Annotated in this window: 19 protein-coding genes and 5 tRNA genes; 19 read left to right on the top strand and 5 right to left on the bottom strand. The window is 39.5% G+C overall.

The annotated features are described in order from the left end of the window. Nucleotides 1-80 precede the first annotated feature (80 nt). From truA to purF, 6 genes are all read left to right on the top strand, one after another. On the top strand, nucleotides 81-875 hold the full coding sequence (gene truA / locus I6F10_RS05455; protein WP_002958360.1) for a tRNA pseudouridine(38-40) synthase TruA: 795 nt from the start codon (nucleotides 81-83) through the stop codon (nucleotides 873-875). Between the two features lie 155 nt (nucleotides 876-1,030). Next, nucleotides 1,031-1,906 (top strand): acetyl-CoA carboxylase, carboxyltransferase subunit beta, encoded by an 876-nt coding sequence (accD, locus tag I6F10_RS05450; RefSeq protein ID WP_024606166.1) that lies wholly within the window; start codon nucleotides 1,031-1,033, stop codon nucleotides 1,904-1,906. 25 nt (nucleotides 1,907-1,931) lie between these two features. Then, nucleotides 1,932-3,197: a bifunctional tetrahydrofolate synthase/dihydrofolate synthase gene (folC, locus tag I6F10_RS05445; RefSeq protein ID WP_182682347.1), complete on the top strand. Its 1,266-nt coding sequence runs from the start codon at nucleotides 1,932-1,934 to the stop codon at nucleotides 3,195-3,197. A gap of 11 nt (nucleotides 3,198-3,208) precedes the next feature. Next, a complete protein-coding gene (locus I6F10_RS05440) occupies nucleotides 3,209-3,850 on the top strand; it encodes an SPOR domain-containing protein (RefSeq protein ID WP_165742690.1) in 642 nt (213 codons plus the stop codon). Nucleotides 3,851-4,040: 190 nt separating this feature from the next. Next, nucleotides 4,041-4,535 (top strand): CvpA family protein, encoded by a 495-nt coding sequence (locus I6F10_RS05435; RefSeq protein WP_002958356.1) that lies wholly within the window; start codon nucleotides 4,041-4,043, stop codon nucleotides 4,533-4,535. Between the two features lie 18 nt (nucleotides 4,536-4,553). Then, nucleotides 4,554-6,080, top strand: a complete 1,527-nt coding sequence (gene purF / locus I6F10_RS05430) for an amidophosphoribosyltransferase (RefSeq protein ID WP_024596369.1) — start codon at nucleotides 4,554-4,556, stop codon at nucleotides 6,078-6,080. A 114-nt stretch (nucleotides 6,081-6,194) separates the two neighbouring features. Here purF and I6F10_RS05425 read toward each other — a convergent pair whose 3' ends face one another. Continuing rightward, a complete protein-coding gene (locus I6F10_RS05425) occupies nucleotides 6,195-6,794 on the bottom strand; it encodes a Yip1 family protein (protein ID WP_165744914.1) in 600 nt (199 codons plus the stop codon). 206 nt (nucleotides 6,795-7,000) lie between these two features. Here I6F10_RS05425 and miaE point away from each other — a divergent pair, with 206 nt between their 5' ends. Next, the gene (gene miaE, locus I6F10_RS05420) at nucleotides 7,001-7,762 is read left to right on the top strand and encodes a tRNA isopentenyl-2-thiomethyl-A-37 hydroxylase MiaE (RefSeq protein ID WP_165744915.1); all 762 of its coding nucleotides are present in this window, start codon (nucleotides 7,001-7,003) and stop codon (nucleotides 7,760-7,762) included. Between the two features lie 2 nt (nucleotides 7,763-7,764). Here the strand turns inward: miaE and I6F10_RS05415 are convergent, their stop codons facing one another. The 3 genes from I6F10_RS05415 to I6F10_RS05405 form a co-directional block, all read right to left on the bottom strand. Beyond that, nucleotides 7,765-8,550, bottom strand: a complete 786-nt coding sequence (locus I6F10_RS05415) for a transporter substrate-binding domain-containing protein (protein ID WP_165744916.1) — start codon at nucleotides 8,548-8,550, stop codon at nucleotides 7,765-7,767. 54 nt (nucleotides 8,551-8,604) lie between these two features. Then, on the bottom strand, nucleotides 8,605-9,342 hold the full coding sequence (locus I6F10_RS05410) for a UDP-2,3-diacylglucosamine diphosphatase (RefSeq protein ID WP_165744917.1): 738 nt from the start codon (nucleotides 9,340-9,342) through the stop codon (nucleotides 8,605-8,607). Between the two features lie 89 nt (nucleotides 9,343-9,431). Then, the gene (locus I6F10_RS05405) at nucleotides 9,432-9,923 is read right to left on the bottom strand and encodes a peptidylprolyl isomerase (RefSeq protein ID WP_002958350.1); all 492 of its coding nucleotides are present in this window, start codon (nucleotides 9,921-9,923) and stop codon (nucleotides 9,432-9,434) included. Nucleotides 9,924-10,078: 155 nt separating this feature from the next. On the opposite strand from I6F10_RS05405, the gene cysS reads away from it, so the two are divergent. After that, nucleotides 10,079-11,458, top strand: a complete 1,380-nt coding sequence (gene cysS, locus I6F10_RS05400) for a cysteine--tRNA ligase (protein ID WP_165744918.1) — start codon at nucleotides 10,079-10,081, stop codon at nucleotides 11,456-11,458. Between the two features lie 72 nt (nucleotides 11,459-11,530). Here the strand turns inward: cysS and folD are convergent, their stop codons facing one another. Further along, nucleotides 11,531-12,385: a bifunctional methylenetetrahydrofolate dehydrogenase/methenyltetrahydrofolate cyclohydrolase FolD gene (folD, locus tag I6F10_RS05395; protein WP_002958348.1), complete on the bottom strand. Its 855-nt coding sequence runs from the start codon at nucleotides 12,383-12,385 to the stop codon at nucleotides 11,531-11,533. A 353-nt stretch (nucleotides 12,386-12,738) separates the two neighbouring features. On the opposite strand from folD, the gene I6F10_RS05390 reads away from it, so the two are divergent. From I6F10_RS05390 to I6F10_RS05340, 11 genes are all read left to right on the top strand, one after another. Then, nucleotides 12,739-12,815 (top strand) — tRNA-Pro (locus I6F10_RS05390). Nucleotides 12,816-12,872: 57 nt separating this feature from the next. Beyond that, nucleotides 12,873-12,949 (top strand) — tRNA-Arg (locus I6F10_RS05385). 23 nt (nucleotides 12,950-12,972) lie between these two features. After that, nucleotides 12,973-13,048: transfer RNA gene (locus tag I6F10_RS05380), tRNA-His, on the top strand. A 14-nt stretch (nucleotides 13,049-13,062) separates the two neighbouring features. Beyond that, nucleotides 13,063-13,139 (top strand) — tRNA-Pro (locus tag I6F10_RS05375). Between the two features lie 70 nt (nucleotides 13,140-13,209). Further along, nucleotides 13,210-13,286, top strand: a tRNA-Pro gene (locus I6F10_RS05370). Nucleotides 13,287-13,664: 378 nt separating this feature from the next. After that, entirely contained in the window at nucleotides 13,665-14,969 is a 1,305-nt protein-coding gene (tig, locus tag I6F10_RS05365) for a trigger factor (protein WP_197098567.1), read from the top strand. 164 nt (nucleotides 14,970-15,133) lie between these two features. Continuing rightward, complete coding sequence (gene clpP, locus I6F10_RS05360) at nucleotides 15,134-15,751, top strand: ATP-dependent Clp endopeptidase proteolytic subunit ClpP (RefSeq protein WP_002958346.1); 618 nt, start codon at nucleotides 15,134-15,136, stop codon at nucleotides 15,749-15,751. A 135-nt stretch (nucleotides 15,752-15,886) separates the two neighbouring features. Continuing rightward, nucleotides 15,887-17,170 carry an ATP-dependent protease ATP-binding subunit ClpX gene (clpX, locus tag I6F10_RS05355; RefSeq protein WP_002958344.1) on the top strand — a complete coding sequence of 428 codons (1,284 nt, stop codon included), beginning with the start codon at nucleotides 15,887-15,889 and terminating at the stop codon, nucleotides 17,168-17,170. Between the two features lie 151 nt (nucleotides 17,171-17,321). Next, nucleotides 17,322-19,691, top strand: a complete 2,370-nt coding sequence (lon, locus tag I6F10_RS05350) for an endopeptidase La (protein WP_024596372.1) — start codon at nucleotides 17,322-17,324, stop codon at nucleotides 19,689-19,691. A gap of 183 nt (nucleotides 19,692-19,874) precedes the next feature. Beyond that, nucleotides 19,875-20,165, top strand: a complete 291-nt coding sequence (locus tag I6F10_RS05345; protein WP_158000827.1) for an HU family DNA-binding protein — start codon at nucleotides 19,875-19,877, stop codon at nucleotides 20,163-20,165. A gap of 171 nt (nucleotides 20,166-20,336) precedes the next feature. Then, nucleotides 20,337-22,238, top strand: a complete 1,902-nt coding sequence (locus I6F10_RS05340) for a SurA N-terminal domain-containing protein (protein WP_165744919.1) — start codon at nucleotides 20,337-20,339, stop codon at nucleotides 22,236-22,238. The last annotated feature ends 152 nt before the right edge of the window (nucleotides 22,239-22,390 follow it).

Genomic DNA, 22,390 nt, shown 5'->3' with positions numbered 1-22,390 from the left:
TTACTGCACACCTCCTTTTATTGCGTCGAGAGATAGCATAAAATGCCGTGTTCATTAGCACAGTAGGTAAAGCAGTAATTATGCGAGTAGCACTTGGAGTTGAATACAACGGCGTACGCTATAGTGGGTGGCAACGTCAATCACATGTAAATAGCGTACAACAAGAAGTAGAAAAGGCATTGTCGCGTATTTGTAATCACCCAGTTGAAGTAGTATGTGCGGGGCGAACTGATGCGGGTGTGCACGGTACAGGTCAAATAATACATTTTGAAACTGAAGCTTCGCGTGACATGGTCGCATTTACAATGGGTATGAATACCTTATTGCCTAAAGATATTGCTATTCGCTTTGCACAACCAGTTGCTGTCGATTTTCATGCTCGTTTTAGTGCAACCGCTCGCCGATACCGCTATATTATTTATAACTCTCCTTTTCGAGGAGCAGTGTTAAGCGAAGGGGTTACGCATTTTCATCACCCATTAGATGAAGTTAAAATGCAGGAAGCCTGTCAGTATTTGATCGGGACACACGATTTTACATCTTTTCGAGCGATCCATTGTCAAGCGAATACACCGACTCGTACTATTCATCATTTATCGGTACAGCGCCAAGGGTGTTACGTTATTATTGATATTAAGGCGAATGCGTTCTTACATCACATGGTACGTAATATAACGGGGAGCTTGATGGATATTGGCATACATAAGCAACAGCCTATTTGGTTGAAAGAATTACTTGATTGTAAAGAGCGTGCTAAAGCAAGTGCTACAGCTAAAGCTGCAGGTTTATACTTGGTTGATGTCGATTATCCTGAAGAGTTTAATATTCCTAAAATGCCTTTAGGTCCATTGTTTTTACCTGACGCTGAAATTTAGTTATGGTTGTCGTTAGTGCTTTTTATGAACACTTTTAACTACTAAGACCAGTTTTTTATACCGCGTTAGTGTAATTCATGTTTTAATTGAAAAAATTTGTCTGCTAATTGCTATTGGCAGGCTCGCGACACAGAACAGCATTAAGAGAGTTGCAAATGAGTTGGCTAGAAAAAATCTTACCTAAAACGACAAAATCATCAGGTCGTAAAGAAATCCCAGAAGGTATTTGGGCTAAGTGCACATCGTGTGATTCAATTTTATATAAAGCTGAATTAGAAAAGTCATTAAACGTATGTCCTAAGTGTAACCATCATATGCGTGTTAGTGGCCGTAAGCGCCTGGAGCACTTTTTAGATGAAGGTGACCGTCAAGAGCTTGGCACACAACATGAGCCTAAAGACATTCTTAAGTTTAAAGATTCTAAAAAATACTCTGATCGTATCAGTGCAGCCCAAAAAGCAAGTGGTGAAAAAGATGCACTTGTAGCTATGAAAGGCCGATTAAAAGGTATTCCAGTTGCAGCAGTAGCATTTGAGTTCTCGTTTATGGGTGGTTCAATGGCTTCTGTTGTTGGCGCTCGCTTTGTTGATGCTGTTGATCAATGTTTAGAGCATAACATGCCGCTTATTTGTTTTTCTGCATCAGGCGGTGCACGCATGCAAGAAGCGCTTATGTCGCTTATGCAAATGGCTAAAACAAGTGCTGCACTTGCAAAAATGACTGAAAAAGGTCTTCCGTTTATTTCAGTCATGACTGACCCAACTATGGGTGGTGTATCTGCATCACTTGCTATGCTGGGCGATATTAACGTTGCGGAACCTAAAGCATTAATTGGTTTTGCGGGTCCTCGTGTTATTGAGCAAACTGTTCGCGAAACATTACCTGAAGGCTTTCAGCGTAGTGAATTTTTGCTTGAACACGGTGCAATTGACATGATTATTGACCGCCGTGAAATGCGCGATACCCTTGCACGCATTTTAGCTAAATTTATGAACTTGCCTTCTACGGAACAAGAGCATAGAGTAGCGTAAATTTCAGCTTTACTGATTACACGCTATGACAAAAAAAACTCCTAGCCAATCATCAAGCCTTGATGATTGGCTTTTTTATTTAGAAAGTGTTCACCCAGCTAACATTGCTATGGGCTTAGAACGAGTTGCTAATGTTGCTAACAATATTGGCCTGTTAAACACTCCAAGTAAAATTATTCTTATTGCCGGTACAAACGGTAAGGGCACCACAGCACGCTGCTTAGAGTCGCTATTGCTAGCGCAAGGTTTCAATGTGGGTACTTACGCATCTCCACATTTAATTCGTTATAACGAGCGTGTACGAGTTAATGGGGAAGAATTGGCAGACCAATTTCATATAGATGCTTTTCACCAGCTTGAGCAAGGCCGTAAAGACACTCCTCTGACTTATTTTGAATATGGTACTTTGGGTGCGTTGGCAATTTTTAAACGCTGTAACGTCGATTATGTATTACTCGAGGTTGGTTTAGGTGGGCGCTTTGACGCCACAAATATAGTCACTCCCTTTGCAAGCGTGATCACGACTATAGACTTAGACCATAAAGAGTACTTAGGTGATACCCGTGAGTTAGTGGCTTATGATAAAGCCGGTATTTTTCGTGAAAATACTCCCGCTATTATAGGGGATTTAAATATTCCTCACACAATGACTGATTACGGCAAAGAAATTAATGCCAATATGACGTTGTCGGGCAGTGACTTTATTTTTAAAGAAAATGCTGAGAGCTTTAATTGGCAATATAAAGAACATAATCTTGAAATAGATAAGCCAGCAATACCGTGTCAAAATGCAGCAACCGCATTAACCACGCTCAGTGTTTTAAACTTATTACCAAGTGAGCAAGTTATACGAAGTTGTTTAGCTAATTTAGTTGTCGAAGGGCGATTTCAACAGTTAAGTATTGAGCCTTTAGTCTTTACCGATGTAGCACACAACCCTGAGTCGGCGCGTTATTTAGCCAATAAGTTATCAAGCTATAAAGATAAAGGCTTTAAAATTCATGCATTAGCCGCTATGCTTGCTGATAAAGATAAAACGGGTGTACTTAAAGAAGTAAGTCACTTGGTCGATGAGTGGTCATTAGCGAGCTTAAGTGGCCCGCGAGGCGACACTGCAAGTAATTTACAAAATGCACTGCAGGAATTGTCTCATCATAATACTATTAATAGCTATGATAGTGTGGCACAGGCACTGAATGTAATTTTACCAGAACAACAAAGTGATACTATGTTGATTATATTTGGTTCATTTTTTACAGTTGCTGGCGCTATTAATTACTTTAAAAAATAGAGAGGATGTCGGTGAACTCAAGTTTTATTAATCGCTTAGTCGGAACAAGTATAGTGGTGATCGCAGCAATTGTGTTTATCCCTAATATACTCGATGGCGAAAAAGTGCATTATAAAGAAGGCTTTAAAGCGATCCCAGACCGCCCTGAGTTCAAAACAATCGATCTTCAAGAGTCAATTGATGAAAATATGGCTAATGCTGAGCCACTAAAGCAAGATGAAATTGAAGACATTCAAGCTGACGATGAAGCTTTTGAGCAGCAAAGCGCGAAGGATGAGAGTGATTACGCTGTGGAAGATAAAGTTGTTGAAGCAACTATAGAACCCAAAGCTACACCAATTACAAAAGCACCTGTTCAAGCTAAGCCAGAGCCAATTGCACCACGTAAAAGTGATGAAAACCTAACGAGTATGGCCTATGTTATTCAATTAGGTAGTTTTTCACATGTTGCAAACGTTAAAGCATTACAGGCTAAATTAAAGGCTGAAGGGTTTAAAACGTTTACTAAACCGATTAAAACCCCAAATGGGGCATTAACCAAAGTATTTGTTGGTCCTTCGCTTGATAAAAGTGAATTACAAAAGCAGCTCCCCCAGCTCAAAGAGCTTACTAAATTAAATGGTAAAGTTACGCAGTACGAAGTAACAAAATAAATAAAGGCTTGTATAACAAGCCTTTATTTATTTATTTATATTTTTTTTATCATTATCTTTATCTCACAATACCTAGACTAGAATGTTAATTTTTTGTATTAACTACAACCCAGTAATCTCCCGTTTAAACTTGCATACTAACGATGTTTGGGTATAGAATGCGCCCCAAATTAGCGACTAATTGGTTCTTATGATCTGGGTTGATTACGCCATTATTGGCATCATTGTATTGTCTACCATCATCGGTTTAATACGCGGCTTTGTAAAAGAAGCAATGTCATTAGCGGTATGGGCTGGCGCCTTTATCATCTCTAGCTTATTTTACCAATATTTAGCTTCCTTCCTAACAACCATTTCTGAACCCCTTTTAAGAAATGCGGCGGCCATAGCCATATTATTCTTTGCGACGCTACTGTTAGGCGGTTTACTAAACTACATTTTAGGTGAACTTGTACATCGTACTGGTTTATCGGGTACCGACCGTGTCTTTGGTATAGTGTTTGGTGCTCTACGAGGCGTGTTGGTCGTGAGCGCGTTACTCTTCTTTCTTGATGCTTTTACTGGTGCACCCAATACGCACTGGTGGGGCAATTCTATTTTGATTCCAGAATTTGGCTTTGTTGTTGAATGGTTCTTTTCGTACCTAGAAAACAACTCGAGCTTTTTAAATTCAGTAAACCGTTAATCGGCGAGGATAAATTACATGTGTGGTATCGTTGGAATAGTCGGAACATCCCCTGTCAATCAGGCGATTTATGATGGCTTAACTGTTTTGCAGCACCGTGGTCAAGATGCCGCGGGTATCATTACCATTGAGAATAATACGTTCAGCTTACGCAAAGCAAATGGCTTAGTGAAAGATGCCTTTCACACTCGTCATATGAAACGACTACAAGGTACGATAGGTCTTGGCCATGTGCGCTATCCTACAGCAGGGTCTTCAAGCTCATCTGAAGCACAGCCTTTTTATGTTAACTCACCGTTTGGTATAGCGCTTGCCCATAATGGTAACCTTACTAATGCAGAAGCTTTAAAAGAGCAGTTATTCTCAGAAGCACGTCGTCATGTAAATACAACATCTGATTCAGAAATCTTACTCAACATCATGGCACATGAACTAAGTAAATCTGATAAGTTGCATTTAGACCCTGAAGATATATTTACTGCGGTAACCGAGGTAAATAATAAAGTAAGCGGTGGTTATGCAACAATTGCTATGATTATTGGTCACGGTATTGTTGCTTTTCGCGACCCGAATGGTATCCGTCCACTTGTATTTGGTAAACGTGAGACTGCAAAAGGGACTGAGTACATGTTCGCCTCTGAAAGCGTTGCGTTAAAACCGGACGGCTTTGAGTTTGTACGTGATGTTGCCCCTGGTGAAGCTATATATGTTACAGAAGAAGGTGAATTTCATTCACTTAGTTGTGCAGATAAAGCATCTTACTCGCCGTGTATTTTTGAATTTGTTTATTTTGCTCGACCTGATTCAACAATAGACCGTATGTCTGTTTATGCAACACGCGTAAACATGGGCACAAAACTAGGCGAAAAAATTGCACGCGAATGGGCTGATAAAGACATTGATGTAGTTATCCCAATCCCAGAAACTTCATGCGATGTAGCACTGGAAATTGCACGTGTGCTTGATTTACCGTATCGCCAAGGTTTTGTTAAAAACCGTTATATTGGTCGTACATTTATTATGCCTGGTCAAGAGATGCGTAAAAAATCAGTGCGTCAAAAGCTAAATGCAATTGATCGCGAGTTTAAAGGCAAAAACGTATTATTGGTTGATGACTCAATTGTTCGTGGTACAACATCAGCACAAATTGTTGAAATGGCTCGTGAGTCTGGTGCTAAAAATGTTTACTTTGCATCCGCAGCGCCTGAAATACGCTTCCCTAATGTGTACGGTATTGATATGCCTTCAGCAGCTGAGCTTATTGCTCACGGCCGTGAAGTTGAAGATATTAATGCAAGTATTGGTTCTGACGGTTTAATCTTTCAATCGTTAAAAGATTTAATAGCTGCGGTTAGCCAAGAAAATCCTGAAATTACTAAGTTCGAAACCTCAGTATTTGATGGGCAATATATTACAGGCGACATTGATCAAAACTATTTAAACCGTATTGATGAGCTACGTAACGATTCAGCAAAAAGCACCCGCGAAAGTGCGATGTCTTCAAGTTTAGAGATTCACAACCAAGACGAAAACGAAGCTGATTAATAATTAGTTAATAAAAAGTCGTTACATAAAAAAAGGAGCTAATTAGCTCCTTTTTTGCGAAGGAAAGAAAGGGAACATTTCTATCAAACACGACTCTTTATTAGCTAAACTTTATTAAGTAAACATTGGACTAACAATCCCATTTGTCCAAAGCATAGCTGTTACAGCTAAAATAATAACTAGTAATATTAATCCACACGTTACAACCGAGCTGGCATAAATAAAGCCACGCTCTTCTGGAATATGCATAAGTATTGGTACGCCGGTATAAAGTAAGTAGACCGAGTAAGCTAGTGCAATAATTCCAATACACACTACAAACCAAAGTACAGGCCAAAAGGCGGCAAGCGCCGACATAAACACAGGTGTTGCAGTATAAGCTGCAAGTTCAAGTGTTTGTGTAAATGTAGGCTTAGAGCCAAATGTAACGGCCATCCAATGAGCCAAATACGCCAATGCAAAAACGCCCGCTATTAAAGCAAAATACATTGCACCTGCAATTAATAGCGCACTATCGTGCGTTAAAAATACGGGATCGCCTGCGCCTATACTCCATCCTAAATAAACAGATGAGTAATAACCCATTATTGAAGGAAACAAAGCAATCAGTAAAATATGCGACAAACTATAGGTTAAACTTTCATGGCGATTATCTATTGTTTGCCATTCTTCAAGTGGGTGAGCATAAATGCCCCAGAGGTGATTTAGTATCATAGTACTTACTCCATAAAAGGAACGTATTATTGTTTTGGTTGGTTTATTTTTATACAGTCTATGTACAGTTATGGTTCACTTATCTTGCAAAGTCAAGTTAACTCAATATTAACATTTTTGCACAGGTTAGGGCTTTGATTTATCCCAAACAAAATTTCGTGTTAAAATAACGCTCTATCAAATTTATTTAGTAATGAGCAGTCAACGTGCCACATAGCCAACTTTTAGAGCCGATCAATAACTTTTTAGTGTGTACAACCCCACAGCAGTGGGTGGAGCAGGCAATTAAAAAAGAGAACTTATCAGTAATCTTAATCGATCACTTAATTTGTGAGTTAAAAGCGGCTCAAAGTGCGATGTTTTTAATACGTAAATACGCTGTTGATAAAGAGGGCAGTGATGCCTTACTCGAGTGGCTAAAGCCATTTGAATCGCTTATTTATAAGCGTGAAGGAAATTGGCGTGATCTCGCGGCTAAAAATAAGCTAACTAAATCAATAATTCCTAAATCTAATTCGCCATATGGACAAGATTTAATTGATAAAATGGTATTGTTGATAAAAGAAGAGTTGCATCATTTTTACCAAGTGCTCGAAATTATGGACGAGTACGGTGTAGAGTACCAAAGCATTACACCATGTCGTTATGCAAAAGGCATGCTTCGTCATGTTAAAACGTTTGAGCCAAACGCCCTTGTTGATAAATTAATTGTAGGCGCTTACATTGAGGCGCGTTCGTGTGAGCGTTTCGCAAAGCTTGCGCCGCATGTTGACAAACGTTTAGGTGATTTTTATATTTCGCTGCTGCGCTCTGAAGCCCGTCATTACCAAGATTATCTAACTTTAGCGCAAGAAATTGCTGATTTTGATATTACCGAACGAGTTAAAGAATTTGGCGAGATTGAAGCTGAATTAATTTCATCACAGGATGAAAATTTTAAGTTTCATAGTGGCCTGCCAATAGCATAAAGCTAATTTTCTTTTAAAAAATTAATGTATTCAGCTGTTTTTTGATTGCTGAAATTGTGTTTCTTCATGATTTCAGCAATGCTTCCGTTTTCAATTATTATATCAATCCCTCTATTAAATTTTTGTAAGTACTCTTTTGCCCTGTAATTTGATTTAGAGACAACTAAATATAGTTTATGAGAAGCAAGATCTGGCAATAAGTACTCAATATTATTATCATCTGAATCTTCGGTTTTAGTGTGTTCAAGCCAATAATTTCCAACCTCTTTAGTACCTGCGACCAAATCAATACGTCCTTGTTGTAGCAGGTATAAACTTGTAGGAAGGCTTTTAGTGGATGTTATTGCCAGCTCAGTATTTCTAGCAAACTCTTGGCTTACAAAGGCATTGTCTTCTGTACCAATACTATAAGGTGTTAATGACTGAACTGTACCATCGAAGTTAATAGCACTCTCTTTGCGTTTAAAAATTCCTGAATGAGCAACTGCAAGTGGGCGAGAGTAGTAAAAAACTTCATTTCTTTTTAATGAATAAAAAGCGCCTAAAATAGCTGTTTTTCTCTTTTTTTCTAATAGCTTTAGGGCGCGGTCCCATGTCGTAAACTCGGCTTCGCTATTAATGCCTTGAGTTTTAAGGGCTGATTGAGTGATTTCATATAACCAACCGTTATCAGGAAGGTTTTCGCTAAAATAGGGAGGGTAGTTTTCAGTAACAATTTGCCATGTTTGCTCGCTAAATACTTTGGTAGGAATGGCAATTACTACGATGAAAATTAACAGCTTAATCATTAAACCTCTCACTATTATTCAAATATATAGTTAAATAATAGTCAGGATTTTAAATTATGCGAAAGGCGTGCTAATTAATTCTTGTGATTGAGGGGTAACGACTAAATAAGAGCCTTGGGTATACCAGTCACCTAGCACTGTACGAGTAAGCGTTTGTTCATTAACTTTATAGTTATGAACATTAGGGCGGTGAGTATGACCATGAATCATATTAGTAACGTTATGTTTGGCAAAGGTGGCAAGCACGGCTTCATCTACAACGTCTAAAATTTCGATAGGTTTATCAGCTTGGCTCAACTTACTTTTTTCACGGGCATTACGCGCTATTTTTTTACGATACCAAAGTGGCATTGCAAGCATTAGTTTTGGCCACCACCAACCACGGCTTTTTTTACGAAATTTTTGATACTCAGTATCTTGAGTGCACATTTCGTCGCCATGTAAAATAACGGTAGGCGTACCATATAAATCAATGACTGTTTGTTCATCGAGTAAAGTCATTGCGGCCATGTCTGCATATTGCTTGCGCATGATGAAATCACGATTGCCATGTATAAAATAAACAGGTGTCCCACCATCATTAACGGCGCTTAAATGCTTTGCTACATCGGCACTCAGCGCTGTAATGTAGTCATCTCCAACCCATACTTCAAAAAAATCACCCAAAATATAAAGTGCATCTACATCTTTATTTAGTATATGCGTATTTAAAAAGTCAAAAAATGCAGCGCTAATGTCGGGGCGGTTTTCGCTTAGGTGTAAATCTGCAATAAAGTAAGTTTGGCGAGTCATAGGTCAGTCTTTTCGATATAAATAAAGCGGGCGTATACACATTGCGTAAATGCCCGCTGATACTCCACATTACGTGGGTAAACTTACTATTAGCTAACAGTAACGCTTTCGATGATCACATCTTCAAGAGGCACGTCTTGGTGAAAACCAGTACTACCTGTTGCTACGCCTTTTATTTTATTTACTACGTCCATACCTTCTACTACTTCAGCAAAAACACAGTAACCCCAGCCTTGCGATGTTTCGCTGCTGTGGTTTAAAAAGTCGTTGTTATTCACGTTAATGAAAAACTGCGCTGTAGCTGAATGAGGATCAGGTGTACGTGCCATTGCTAAAGTACCTATCTTGTTAGATAGGCCATTATTAGCTTCATTTTTAATTGGGTCGTTAACTTCTTTTTGTTCCATACCTGGTACAAAACCACCGCCTTGAACCATAAAACCATCGATTACACGATGAAAGATAGTGCCGTTGAAAAAATCAGCATTTGCATACTCTAAAAAGTTTTTAACAGTGTTTGGAGCTTCTTGCTCAAACATTTTAATGGTGATGTCACCAAAATTGGTGTGTAGAACAACCATGTGTTTTCCTATATCTGGTTTAAATATTGGCGCTATTTTATCGTAGTTGGCTAAGATTAACAAAGTAGATGTTTGGTTTGTTATAAAGCGCTAGAGCAGGGGCTTTTCAAGTGGTAACATAACTGTTCAAGTAAATAGTCAAGGACTCAAAGTAAATGGTAAATATATACAACACACTCACGCGACAAAAAGAGCAATTTAAACCTATGGTCGAAGGCAAAATCGACATGTATGTGTGTGGTATCACCATTTATGATTACTGCCATATTGGACACGCTCGTACTTTTGTTGGTTTTGACGTTATTGTGCGCTACTTACGTCATATTGGTTACGATTTAAAATATGTACGTAACATTACAGATATCGACGATAAAATAATTAAACGCGCAAATGAAAATGATGAGTCAATAAACGATTTAACTGTGCGCATGACTAAAGCGATGCATGAAGATTTTGATAGCCTAAATATGCTACGCCCAGATATTGAACCAACAGTTACAAGCCATATGGATGAAATTATCGTTATGGTTAAGCGCTTGATTGAAAAGGGCCATGCCTATGTTGCAGCTGATGGCGATGTATTGTTTGATGTATCAACGTTTGAGCAATACGGTGCGCTTTCTCAGCAAGATTTAACTATGCTGCAATCGGGCTCTCGCGTTGAAGTAGCGCAAGATAAAGACGATCCACTTGATTTTGTGTTATGGAAAAAAGCCAAAGCAGGTGAGCCATCATGGTCATCACCGTGGGGTGAAGGGCGTCCTGGTTGGCATATTGAATGTTCGGCAATGAGCTCAAAACACTTAGGTGAGCATTTTGATATTCACGGTGGGGGGTCTGATTTACAGTTTCCACATCATGAAAACGAAATTGCCCAGTCGTGCTGTGCAAACAACGGCAAGTATGTAAATACATGGATACATACTGGCATGGTGCAAGTAAATAAAGAAAAAATGTCTAAGTCGTTAGATAACTTTTTTACTGTGCGTGAAGTTTTAAAAGCATACGATGCCGAATCTGTTCGTTACTTTTTAATTTCAGGGCATTACCGCAGCCAATTAAATTACTCGCAAGAGAATTTAGACCAAGCGCGCTCATCACTTGAACGCATTTATACAGCGCTTCGTGATGTCGTACCGGTAGAATGCGATTTAGAAGGCAATGAGTTTGTTGCTAAATTTAGAAAAGCAATGAATGATGACTTTAATACACCAGAAGCACTACCTGTGTTGTTCGAACTTGCTAAAGAATTAAACCGCGTAAAAGAAAGTGACGCAGGTCAAGCTGGCAAGTTAGCGTTTATACTGCGTAGCCTTGGTGAAGTGTTAGGCGTTGCTCAACAAGCACCGGAAGCTTTTTTACAAGGTGGGCAAGATGACGACGAAGTTGCGACAATTGAAGCATTAATTGTAAAACGTAATGAAGCACGTGCTAGTAAGGACTGGGCTGCTGCTGATGAAGCTCGCGATGCACTTAATGCATTAGGTGTAATACTTGAAGATTCAGCTGGTAAAACAACGTGGCGTAAAGCGTAAGCGTTTAAAGTAATTCAGGTCAAACTAAAAAAGGGTTGCCAAACGGCAACCCTTTTTTGATTTTTTAACAGCTTAGCTGTGATACTTTTCACACGCTTCAAGTGTGTTTTCAATTAAGCTTGCGACAGTCATCGGGCCAACGCCACCTGGTACAGGTGTAATAAAATGCGCTTTTTGTTCGGCCACACTGTATTGAACATCACCGACTAATTTACCCGTATCTAAGCGGTTAATGCCCACATCGATAACAATAGCGCCTTCTTTTATCCAATCTCCCGGTATAAATTCAGGTTTACCGACAGCCACAACTAATAAGTCAGCGCGGCGAACATGTGTTTCTAAGTCTTGAGTAAACTTATGACACACAGTGGTAGTACAACCTGCTAATAAAAGCTCTAACGACATTGGACGACCAACAATATTTGACGCGCCAACGACAACTGCATGCATCCCTTTATAACGTACACCCGTTGAATCAAGTAATGTAATAATACCTTTAGGCGTACATGGGCGAAGGGCAGGCATACGCTGTGCTAATCGACCAATGTTATATGGATGAAATCCATCAACATCTTTATGTGGGGTAATACGTTCTAAAATCTTTTCAGCATCAAGACCTTTTGGCAGTGGTAACTGCACTAAAATTCCATCAACTTCGGCATCATTATTTAGCTCGTCAATTAAATCTAAAAGAGTTTGCTCTTGTGTGTCTGCTGGTAAATCAAATGATTTAGAGATAAAACCTACTTCTTCACAGGCTTTACGTTTTGAACCAACATAAACTTGGCTTGCTGGATCAAGTCCTACAAGTACTACTGCAAGTCCTGGTGCACGTAAACCATTTGCTACACGTTCACTTACGCGTTCTGCTACAGCGCTACGTACTTGTTTTGCGATTGCCTTACCATCAATGATGTTTGCCGTCATGGGTGACCTTTAATTGGGGTTAATTAACTAGATACCGATACTCTAAAAACGAATGCATAATAAAATAGGGGTAAAAATGCTAATAAAGAAAAATACGCTCTTTATTTAACTCGTTTTATAATGTGCCTACTATTTTCGCAGAAAAGCATAGCAGCGCCAAGTTGCTTTTAAGGTATATAACGTTTGAACTGTTAAATAGTTTAAAATTCAGCCGACCATTGTAATATTTAACCATTATGCACTAAAAATGAGCACTTGATTGGTTTTCTTAAAAAAACGTTTGACCTAACCCCGTCAAATCACTATTATGCACCCCGTTGTCAACGAGGTCACTCGCTAGCAATAATAAGTTTCGGCGATTAGCGCAGTTTGGTAGCGCACTTGGTTTGGGTCCAAGGGGTCGCAGGTTCAAATCCTGCATCGCCGACCATTTTTTTATAATTTTTTATAATCGAATAGCTTATTGGTAAACTATGAAGTTTTCGATGCGCCCATAGCTCAGCTGGATAGAGCAACGCCCTTCTAAGGCGTCGGTCGAAGGTTCGAATCCTTCTGGGTGCACCATTTGAAAACATGTAAATATAGCGGTGATTGTAGCTCAGTTGGTAGAGCCCCGGATTGTGATTCCGGTTGTCGTGGGTTCGAGCCCCATCAGTCACCCCATTTACAACGAATATCGGCGATTAGCGCAGTTTGGTAGCGCACTTGGTTTGGGTCCAAGGGGTCGCAGGTTCAAATCCTGCATCGCCGACCATTTTCTTAAAATGGTCTTAAACTCTCAGTTTAAGTGTTCAGTATGAAAAAAGAAGTTAACTCTTCAATGTCGGCGATTAGCGCAGTTTGGTAGCGCACTTGGTTTGGGTCCAAGGGGTCGCAGGTTCAAATCCTGCATCGCCGACCATTTTCTTATCTAATAAGAACAATAAGTAAATTCCTCTAATTTATAAATCTAAATCTGTTAGCCTATAATTCTATTAAATAATTTCTATTTTATTCTATTTAGTCCGTAGTTAGCCTGTTTTTTATTCAGTTAGTCTTTATAGTCCCTTATCTAGTCCAAATAATTGCCCCCTATACTCGACTATCATAAATATTAGGTTATAATGCCGCGTCTATTGTTTAACATAGTGCCCGAAGGGCAAAGCAGCAATGGTGTCTCATGGTAGCGACGGATGCTTTTAAGTGTGAAAAACCGCTTAAACTTTATCAAGACTCATGCAGAACACTTTGTTTGTAAAGGAAGGCGAACAGTCGCCAAAATTGAATATTGAGGTAAATCATGCAAGTTTCTGTTGAGACGACCCAAGGCCTTGAGCGCCGTATAACTATCACCGTTCCTTCAGAGAACGTTGAGACCGAAGTAAAAAAACGCCTACAACAACTGTCAAAAACACAGCGTATAGATGGTTTCCGTGCTGGTAAAGTTCCAGTATCTGTAATTAATAAGCGTTTTGGCCCTGCAGTTCGTCAAGAAGTTGCTGGCGAAGTAATGCAACGTAATTACATTGAAGCAATCGTTTCTGAAAAAATCAACCCAGCTGGCGCGCCTACATTCGCTCCTAAATCACTTGAAGCAGGTAAAGATTTAGAATTCTCAGCAACGTTTGAAGTTTACCCTGAAGTTGAAGTTCAAGGTTTAGATAAAATTACTGTTGAAAAACCAGCAGTAACAGTAACTGACGAAGATTTAGCTAACATGCTAGAAACACTTCGTAAGCAACACGCAGCGTGGGCTAATGTTGATGCAGCTGCTGGCGAAAACGACCGTGTAACAGTTGATTTCGTAGGTACTATCGACGGTGAAGTATTTGAAGGCGGCAAAGCTGAAGACTTCCCATTAGAACTTGGCCAAGGTCGTATGATCCCAGGTTTTGAAGATAACATCGTAGGTAAAAAAGCAGGCGAAGAAGTAGTTGCTGATGTGACTTTCCCTGATGATTACCACGCTGAAAACTTAAAAGGTAAAGCGGCTCAATTCACTATCACAGTGAAAAAAGTTGAAGCGCAAGAATTACCAGAATTAAGCGAAGAATTTGCAACTAAATTCGGTGTTACCGAAGGCGGCGTAGACGCGCTTAAAGAAGAAGTTAAAAAGAACATGACACGTGAGCTAGACCAAGCGGTTAAAGCAAGCGTTAAAGACCAAGCAATCAAAGGTCTTTTAGCTAACAACGAAATCGAAGTGCCTAAAGCACTTGTTGATCAAGAAGTTGATGCTCTACGTCAGCAAGCAGCTCAACGTTTTGGCGGCGACGCTCAAAACATGCCAGAGCTTCCAGCTGAATTGTTCCACGAGCAAGCTGTAACACGTGTAAAAACTGGCCTTTTATTAGGTGAAGTGATTAAAGCTAACGACATCAAAGTTGATGATGCTAAAGTTGAAGCATTAATCGCAACAGTAGCTTCTGCATACGAAGATCCAACTGAAGTAGTAGAATACTACAAAGGTAATGATCAACTTATGCAGCAAATGCGTAATGTAGCAATGGAAGAGCAAGCTGTTGAAGCTATTTTAGCTAAAGCAGTTGTTACTGATGTTGAAAAAGCATTTGATGACATCATGAATCCACAGCAAGGTGCTTAATAAGTCATTGACTTAAGCTCTCGCTAACGATTAAATGGCTCGTGTTACACTGTTTATACAGCGTGCCCGGGCCATTTTAGTTTTTGGCTCTAAATTTGCGAAAAACGATAACTATGCTTCCTTATAATAAGGATAAGTATAAGCGCATAAGGAATTAAATAAGTATGAATACTGGTATTACAGATCCCCTAAATGCATTGGTCCCAATGGTTGTTGAACAAACACCAAAAGGCGAGCGCTCGTATGATATTTATTCGAGATTATTAAAAGAGCGTATTATCTTTTTAACAGGTCAAGTTGAAGACAACATGGCAAATCTGATCTTAGCGCAAATGCTATTTTTAGAATCAGAGAACCCTGATAAAGATATCTTTTTATATATCAACTCACCAGGTGGTTCAGTAACTGCGGGTATGGCTATTTACGACACAATGAACTTCATCAAACCAGATGTAAGTACAATATGTGTAGGTCAAGCTGCAAGCATGGGTGCTTTTTTGCTTACTGCTGGTGCTAAAGGTAAGCGTTTTTGCCTACCAAACTCACGTGTGATGATTCACCAACCATTAGGTGGTTTCCAAGGTCAAGCATCTGACTTTGAAATACACGCTAAAGAAATTCTGTCTATTAAAGATAAGCTTAACCGCTTAATGGCTGAGCATACAGGCCAACCATTGGATATTATCTCTAAAGACACAGATCGTGATAACTTCATGAGTGCTTCGCAAGCTGTAGATTACGGTTTGGTAGACTCTGTGTTTACAAATCGCGACAAAAAGTAAGCGCTTGGTAAGCAGGACTACCTGTTTGCCACTTTGAGTTACTATGCGAAAACCAATAAATTTTGGTATAGTTAAAGCGTATTGAAATAGCCGCCAATAGTTTTGGTGGCCAACGTAATAAAATGAGGTAGCTGAATGTCTGACACTCCTACAGACGGCGACAAAAGTAATAAATTGTTATACTGCTCTTTTTGTGGCAAAAGCCAACATGAAGTGCGTAAATTAATTGCAGGCCCTTCAGTATACGTTTGTGATGAATGTGTAGAGTTGTGTAACGATATTATCAGGGAAGAGATCAAAGACATTGCTCCTAAGCATGATACGTCTGACAAACTACCTGTACCAAAAGAAATTCGTAAACACTTAGACGATTATGTTATTGGTCAAGATCATGCTAAAAAAGTATTGTCTGTTGCCGTTTATAACCATTATAAACGCCTACGTAACCAATCGACTAAGCAAGACATTGAATTAAGTAAAAGTAATATTTTGCTTATCGGCCCAACAGGTAGTGGTAAAACATTACTTGCAGAAACATTAGCGCGCCTACTTGACGTGCCGTTTACTATGGCCGATGCCACTACATTAACCGAAGCAGGTTATGTAGGTGAAGATGTTGAAAACATCATTCAAAAGCTTTTACAAAAGTGCGATTACGATGTTGAAAAAGCACAGCGCGGTATTGTCTACATCGATGAAATTGACAAGATTTCTCGTAAATCAGATAATCCTTCAATTACGCGTGACGTATCAGGCGAGGGCGTTCAACAGGCGCTACTTAAACTGATTGAAGGCACCGTTGCTTCTGTTCCACCGCAAGGTGGTCGTAAACATCCACAGCAAGAGTTTTTACAAGTAGATACATCTAAAATCTTGTTTATTTGTGGTGGTGCATTTTCAGGCCTAGATAAAGTAATTGAGCAACGTAGCCATAAAAACACCGGTATCGGTTTTGGCGTTAGCGTAAAAGAGTCTGCGGCGAGTCGTTCTTTAAGTGAAACATTTAAAGATGTAGAGCCAGAAGATTTAGTTAAATATGGCTTAATTCCTGAGTTTATAGGTCGTTTGCCGGTAGTGGCTACGCTAACAGAACTTGATGAAGCAGCTCTTGTACAAATATTGAGTGAACCTAAAAACGCGATTACTAAACAGTTTTCAGTATTGTTTGGTATGGAAGACGTTGAACTTGAGTTTCGCGATGATGCCTTAGCTGCAATTGCCCACAAAGCAATGGAGCGTAAAACAGGCGCACGTGGTCTTCGTTCAATTGTTGAAGGTGTACTACTTGATACTATGTACGAGCTTCCTTCAATGGATGATGTAAGCAAAGTGGTTATCGATGAAACCGTTATTAAAGGTGAGTCAGATCCAATCTTGATTTATGAAAATAATAAACAAGATAAAGCTGCATCAGAATAGTTTTTAAGCTATTTGAATGGAAAAAGGAGCCTTAGGCTCCTTTTTTTATAATTAATTTAATCGAGTTAGGGAAAATTGTTGAACTTTAATTAGGTTATCCCCATATACTTGAGTAATCTTTAAAATAAATGAAGTGCGAAGAGAAACTATAATGACGCTTGAGAGAACCGACCGAGTCGAAATCCCAGTCCTTGCACTGCGCGATGTTGTGGTATACCCGCACATGGTGATCCCGCTTTTTGTTGGCCGTGAAAAATCAATAAAATGCCTAGAAGCGGCAATGGACAAAGACAAACAAATTTTCTTGGTTGCACAAAAAGATGCAACTGTAGATGAACCAGAGCAAGATGATATTTATCGTATCGGTACTATTGCCACTGTACTTCAGTTATTAAAATTACCAGACGGTACAGTTAAAGTTTTAGTCGAAGGTACACAGCGCGCACAAATTGAAGAATTTGTAGATAACGATGACTTTTTTGTCGCTAATGCTCAATTTATTGAATCTGATTCTGTAGATGAACAAGAGCAAGATATTTTTATCCGAAGCGCAATTAGCCAGTTTGAAGGCTATGTAAAGCTAAATAAAAAAATTCCACCTGAAGTACTAACTTCAGTTTCAGGTATTGATGAGCCAGCACGTCTTGCCGACACAATGGCAGCGCATATGCCGCTTAAAGTACCTGAAAAACAAAAAGTGCTCGAAATTTCAAGTGTCACAGAACGTCTTGAATATTTAATGGCACTAATGGAAGGCGAAATAGACTTATTGCAAGTTGAGAAGAAAATTCGTACCCGCGTTAAAAAGCAGATGGAAAAATCTCAGCGCGAGTATTACCTCAATGAGCAAATGAAAGCCATTCAAAAAGAACTTGGTGAGCTTGATGATGTGCCTGATGAATTTGAAGCGCTTAAAAAGCGTATTGAAGATTCTGGCATGCCTGATGAAGCTAAAGAAAAGGCAACTACAGAGCTCAATAAGCTTAAAATGATGTCGCCAATGTCTGCAGAAGCGACTGTAGTGCGTTCATACATAGATACATTAATTAATGTGCCATGGAAAAAACGCTCTAAAGTGAAAAAAGACTTAGCAGGCGCACAAAAAATTCTTGATAGCGATCACCACGGCTTAGATAAAGTAAAAGAACGCATTATTGAGTATCTCGCAGTACAACAGCGTACTAATAAGCTCAAAGGGCCAATTTTATGTTTAGTTGGACCACCAGGTGTTGGTAAAACATCACTTGGGCAATCTATTGCACGTTCTACTGGTCGTAAGTATGTTCGTATGGCGCTTGGCGGCGTACGTGATGAAGCTGAGATTCGCGGTCATCGTCGTACATACATAGGTTCAATGCCAGGTAAGCTAATTCAAAACATGACAAAAGTGGGCGTTAAAAACCCATTATTCTTATTAGATGAAATCGATAAGATGTCATCGGACATGCGCGGCGACCCAGCATCAGCATTGTTAGAGGTGCTTGATCCGGAACAAAACAGTCATTTTGCCGATCACTATCTTGAAGTCGATTACGATTTATCTGACGTTATGTTTGTAGCAACATCAAACAGCTTTAACATTCCTGGCCCATTATTGGACCGTATGGAAGTTATTCGCTTGTCGGGTTACACCGAAGATGAAAAGCTAAACATTGCAAAAGAGCACTTAATTACTAAACAAGTTAAACGTAACGGTTTAAAAGAGTCTGAAATAGTTATCGAAGACAGCGCAATTATTGGCATTATTCGTTATTACACACGTGAAGCGGGTGTACGTAACTTAGAGCGCGAAATTTCGAAACTATGTCGTAAAGCCGTTAAAAATATCTTACTTGAAAAAGACACTAAGATAGTGACCATCAATCAAGATAACCTAGAAGACTTTTTAGGTGTGCAGCGCTTTGACTATGGCAAAGCTGAAGATGGCGACCGTATTGGTCAAGTTACAGGTTTAGCATGGACAGAAGTTGGCGGTGATTTGCTAACAATTGAATGTGCGGCAGTGCCAGGTAAAGGCAAGTTAAGTTACACCGGTTCTCTTGGCGATGTAATGCAAGAGTCGATTCAAGCGGCAATGACGGTTGTGCGTAATCGAGCAGATACTTTCCGTATTAACAGCGACTTTTACGAAAAACGTGATATTCACGTACACGTACCTGAAGGCGCAACACCAAAAGATGGTCCTAGTGCTGGCGCAGCAATGGTAACGGGTCTTGTATCTAGCTTAACGGGTAATCCTGTACGAGCAGATGTTGCTATGACGGGTGAAATTACGCTACGCGGTGAAGTGCTTCCGATTGGTGGCTTAAAAGAGAAGTTATTAGCGGCGCATCGTGGTGGAATTAAAACAGTGATCATTCCAAAAATTAACGAACGTGACTTAAAAGAGATACCAGACAATGTGCTGGCAGGTCTTGATATTCACCCAGTTACTTGGATTGACGAGGTGTTAAAGCTTGCTTTAGTGCATCCTGTTGAGAGTTTTTCGGTCGAAACACCTAAAAACCAAGAAAAAACATAAAAAAAGTGCTTTTTAGGGCTTTTCAAATCTAAACGGTATGATAAGTTAAGCACTGGTTTTCAAGCCTAGCCCTTACGGGGCCTAGGCTTAAGAAAAATATAATCATGTGGGCATTAAAAGTTTGCTCTAAAATTTTCAAAAAAGTGATGTTAGTTTAAAAAACCATCGCTCTTGATAATAACAATGAAAGAGGATGATATTGTGAATAAATCTCAATTAATCGATCAAATCGCAGCTGATGCTGACATTTCTAAAGCGGCTGCAGGTCGTGCACTAGATTCATTCATCGAATCTGTATCTGGCGCGCTAAAAGATGGCGACTCAGTTGCACTTGTAGGTTTTGGTACTTTCTCAGTACGTGAACGTGCTGCACGTTCAGGCCGTAACCCGCAAACTGGTGAAACTATCCAAATTGCTGCTGCAACTATTCCAGCTTTCAAAGCCGGTAAAGCGCTTAAAGACGCAGTAAACTAATCACTGTTTTAAACACATTAGTTATGGCGAGTGTAAAGTTACTGATTCACCACAACAGATGAGTTAAGTAACTTTTCCGCCAGTTACTTCAAGTGAAAAAGCGTATCTGGTAAGATACGCTTTTTTTACATGTGACAAGGTAAAATACCTTGATCAAAAAGAGATAAACAAATGCTTGAGAAAATCAGAGAAGGTTCGCAAGGACCTGTAGCCAAAATAATTTTAGGCGCGGTGATTTTATCTTTTGCCTTAGCAGGGATCGGTAGTTACTTAGGTCAAACCACAGAACAACCCGTTGCTGAAGTAAATGGAATTAAAATTAGTCAAACCGATTTTAACCGTGCTTACCAAAATGAACGTAGCCGTTTAGAGCAACAATTTGGTGAATACTTTACACAAATTGCAGCTGATCCTAATTATATGGCACAAATTCGTCAAGGTGTAGTTGACCGCTTAGTACAACAAGAATTGCAATCACAGCTAGCGGCTGATTTAGGCCTTCGCGTAAGCGACGAAAGTGTACGTAAAACAATTTTAGAATTACCATACTTTCAAATTGGTGAAAAATTTAATAACGACCGTTACCTACAAGTAATTCGTCAAATGAATTTTCAACCAGATGCTTTTCGTGAATATTTACGTAAAGATATGACACGCAGCCAGGTAGTATCTGCTGTTGCAGGTACAGACTTTGCTCTAGAGAGCGAGCTAAAAAGCGCAATTGCTCTTCAGCAGCAAACTCGTAGTATTGATTACGTAGTTGTAAACAAAGAGGCACTTGCCGCGAATGTTGAAGTATCAGATCAAGAAGTATCTGATTACTACGACTTAAACGCATCTCAATTTTTATCTCCAGAGCTTATCTCAGTAAGTTACATTGAGCTTAAAGCAGCAGATATCAATGTTGAATCGGTAACCGAGGATGACGTTAAAGCGTATTATGAGCAAAACAAAGCACAATACGTTGAGCCAGAAAAGCGTCGCGTATCGCATATCTTAATTGATAACAGTGAAGACGATGATGCAGCAAAAGAAAAAGCCAATGCTCTTCATGCACAGCTAGAGCAAGGTGCAGACTTTGCTGAGTTAGCACAATCATCGTCTGACGATATCGTTAGTGGCGAAATGGGCGGCGATCTTGAGTGGATTGAGCGTGACGTAATGGACCCTGCATTTGAAGACGCGGCTTTCGCGCTTGAAAATAAAGGTGATATTTCTGACGTTGTTACTTCTGAGTTTGGTTATCACATAATTAAACTTACTGACATTCAACCACAACAAGTTAAAGCGTATGACGATGTTAAAGCTGACTTACGTGCTGAATTAGAACAAGCTGAAAAAATAGATGCATTTTACGAAAAGCAAACTGAAATGGGTGCACTTGCATTTGAAATTTCAGACCGCTTAGATGATGCTGCAGAAGTTGCTGAAGTGGAAGTTAAATCTACACCTCTTTTAGCACTTAATGCTCTACCAGAGCCGTTAAACAGCCCTGCAGTTGTTACAGCATTAACATCAGTTGATTTACTTGAAGATAAAGTAAATTCTGAAGTTATTGAGCTTGGTGATGAGCATGCAATCATTGTTCGTATTAACGAGCACAAAGCTGCTGCTACTAAGCCGCTGGATGAAGTAAGCGAGGAAATTAAAGCGCGTTTAGTTAATGAAAAATCATCTGAGCTTGCTAAAGAAAAGACACGTAGCTTATTTGCAGAAGTACAAGCAGGTAAGAGCTTAAACGATGTTGCTAACGAGCAAAGCTTAACACTTCGCCAAGAAGCGCAGTTAACACGTCAAAGCTACACTGTTTCACCTGCTATTGTGACTCAAGCTTTTAAAATGGCTCACCCAGCGGATTCTGCGGTAGTCGATCTCGTTAATTTAAATAATGGTGATGCAGCAATTGTTGCGCTTAAGTCGGTAACAGATGCACAAGTTGCAGCTAATATTGACCCTCAAGCAAAACAAAGCATTACTATGGCGCAAGCTAATAAAAACTACATGGTATTTATTGAAGCGCTTAAAGCCAATGCTGAGCTTAACTTACCAACGGCTACACAAACTGTTGAGTAATTAATTTTAGCTCATAAAGAAAGGCGCTTTTAAAGCTGTCTCTTATACACAAATCCCTGCTAAGAAATTAGCGGGGATTTTTTTGAACTAAATCTCAATGTCATGATCAGATCTTCAAATCTTGTTTGAGGGCACATTATGATTAACGAACA

This window comes from Pseudoalteromonas sp. SWYJZ98 (assembly GCF_015864495.1).
Lineage (GTDB): Bacteria > Pseudomonadota > Gammaproteobacteria > Enterobacterales > Alteromonadaceae > Pseudoalteromonas > Pseudoalteromonas distincta.
This window is presented reverse-complemented; position numbering and strand designations above follow the sequence as displayed.

Excerpts from the sequence above, each read along its gene's own strand:
- cysS (WP_165744918.1), top strand. The coding sequence starts at position 10,079 with ATGGTAAATATATACAACACACTCACGCGACAAAAAGAGCAATTTAAA.
- lon (WP_024596372.1), top strand. The coding sequence starts at position 17,322 with ATGACGCTTGAGAGAACCGACCGAGTCGAAATCCCAGTCCTTGCACTG.
- truA (WP_002958360.1), top strand. The coding sequence starts at position 81 with ATGCGAGTAGCACTTGGAGTTGAATACAACGGCGTACGCTATAGTGGG.
- accD (WP_024606166.1), top strand. The coding sequence starts at position 1,031 with ATGAGTTGGCTAGAAAAAATCTTACCTAAAACGACAAAATCATCAGGT.
- I6F10_RS05410 (WP_165744917.1), bottom strand. The coding sequence starts at position 9,342 with ATGACTCGCCAAACTTACTTTATTGCAGATTTACACCTAAGCGAAAAC.
- I6F10_RS05435 (WP_002958356.1), top strand. The coding sequence starts at position 4,041 with ATGATCTGGGTTGATTACGCCATTATTGGCATCATTGTATTGTCTACC.
- folC (WP_182682347.1), top strand. The coding sequence starts at position 1,932 with ATGACAAAAAAAACTCCTAGCCAATCATCAAGCCTTGATGATTGGCTT.
- I6F10_RS05415 (WP_165744916.1), bottom strand. The coding sequence starts at position 8,550 with ATGATTAAGCTGTTAATTTTCATCGTAGTAATTGCCATTCCTACCAAA.
- folD (WP_002958348.1), bottom strand. The coding sequence starts at position 12,385 with ATGACGGCAAACATCATTGATGGTAAGGCAATCGCAAAACAAGTACGT.
- I6F10_RS05425 (WP_165744914.1), bottom strand. The coding sequence starts at position 6,794 with ATGATACTAAATCACCTCTGGGGCATTTATGCTCACCCACTTGAAGAA.
- purF (WP_024596369.1), top strand. The coding sequence starts at position 4,554 with ATGTGTGGTATCGTTGGAATAGTCGGAACATCCCCTGTCAATCAGGCG.
- clpX (WP_002958344.1), top strand. The coding sequence starts at position 15,887 with ATGTCTGACACTCCTACAGACGGCGACAAAAGTAATAAATTGTTATAC.
- I6F10_RS05345 (WP_158000827.1), top strand. The coding sequence starts at position 19,875 with ATGAAAGAGGATGATATTGTGAATAAATCTCAATTAATCGATCAAATC.
- I6F10_RS05340 (WP_165744919.1), top strand. The coding sequence starts at position 20,337 with ATGCTTGAGAAAATCAGAGAAGGTTCGCAAGGACCTGTAGCCAAAATA.
- clpP (WP_002958346.1), top strand. The coding sequence starts at position 15,134 with ATGAATACTGGTATTACAGATCCCCTAAATGCATTGGTCCCAATGGTT.
- I6F10_RS05405 (WP_002958350.1), bottom strand. The coding sequence starts at position 9,923 with ATGGTTGTTCTACACACCAATTTTGGTGACATCACCATTAAAATGTTT.
- tig (WP_197098567.1), top strand. The coding sequence starts at position 13,665 with ATGCAAGTTTCTGTTGAGACGACCCAAGGCCTTGAGCGCCGTATAACT.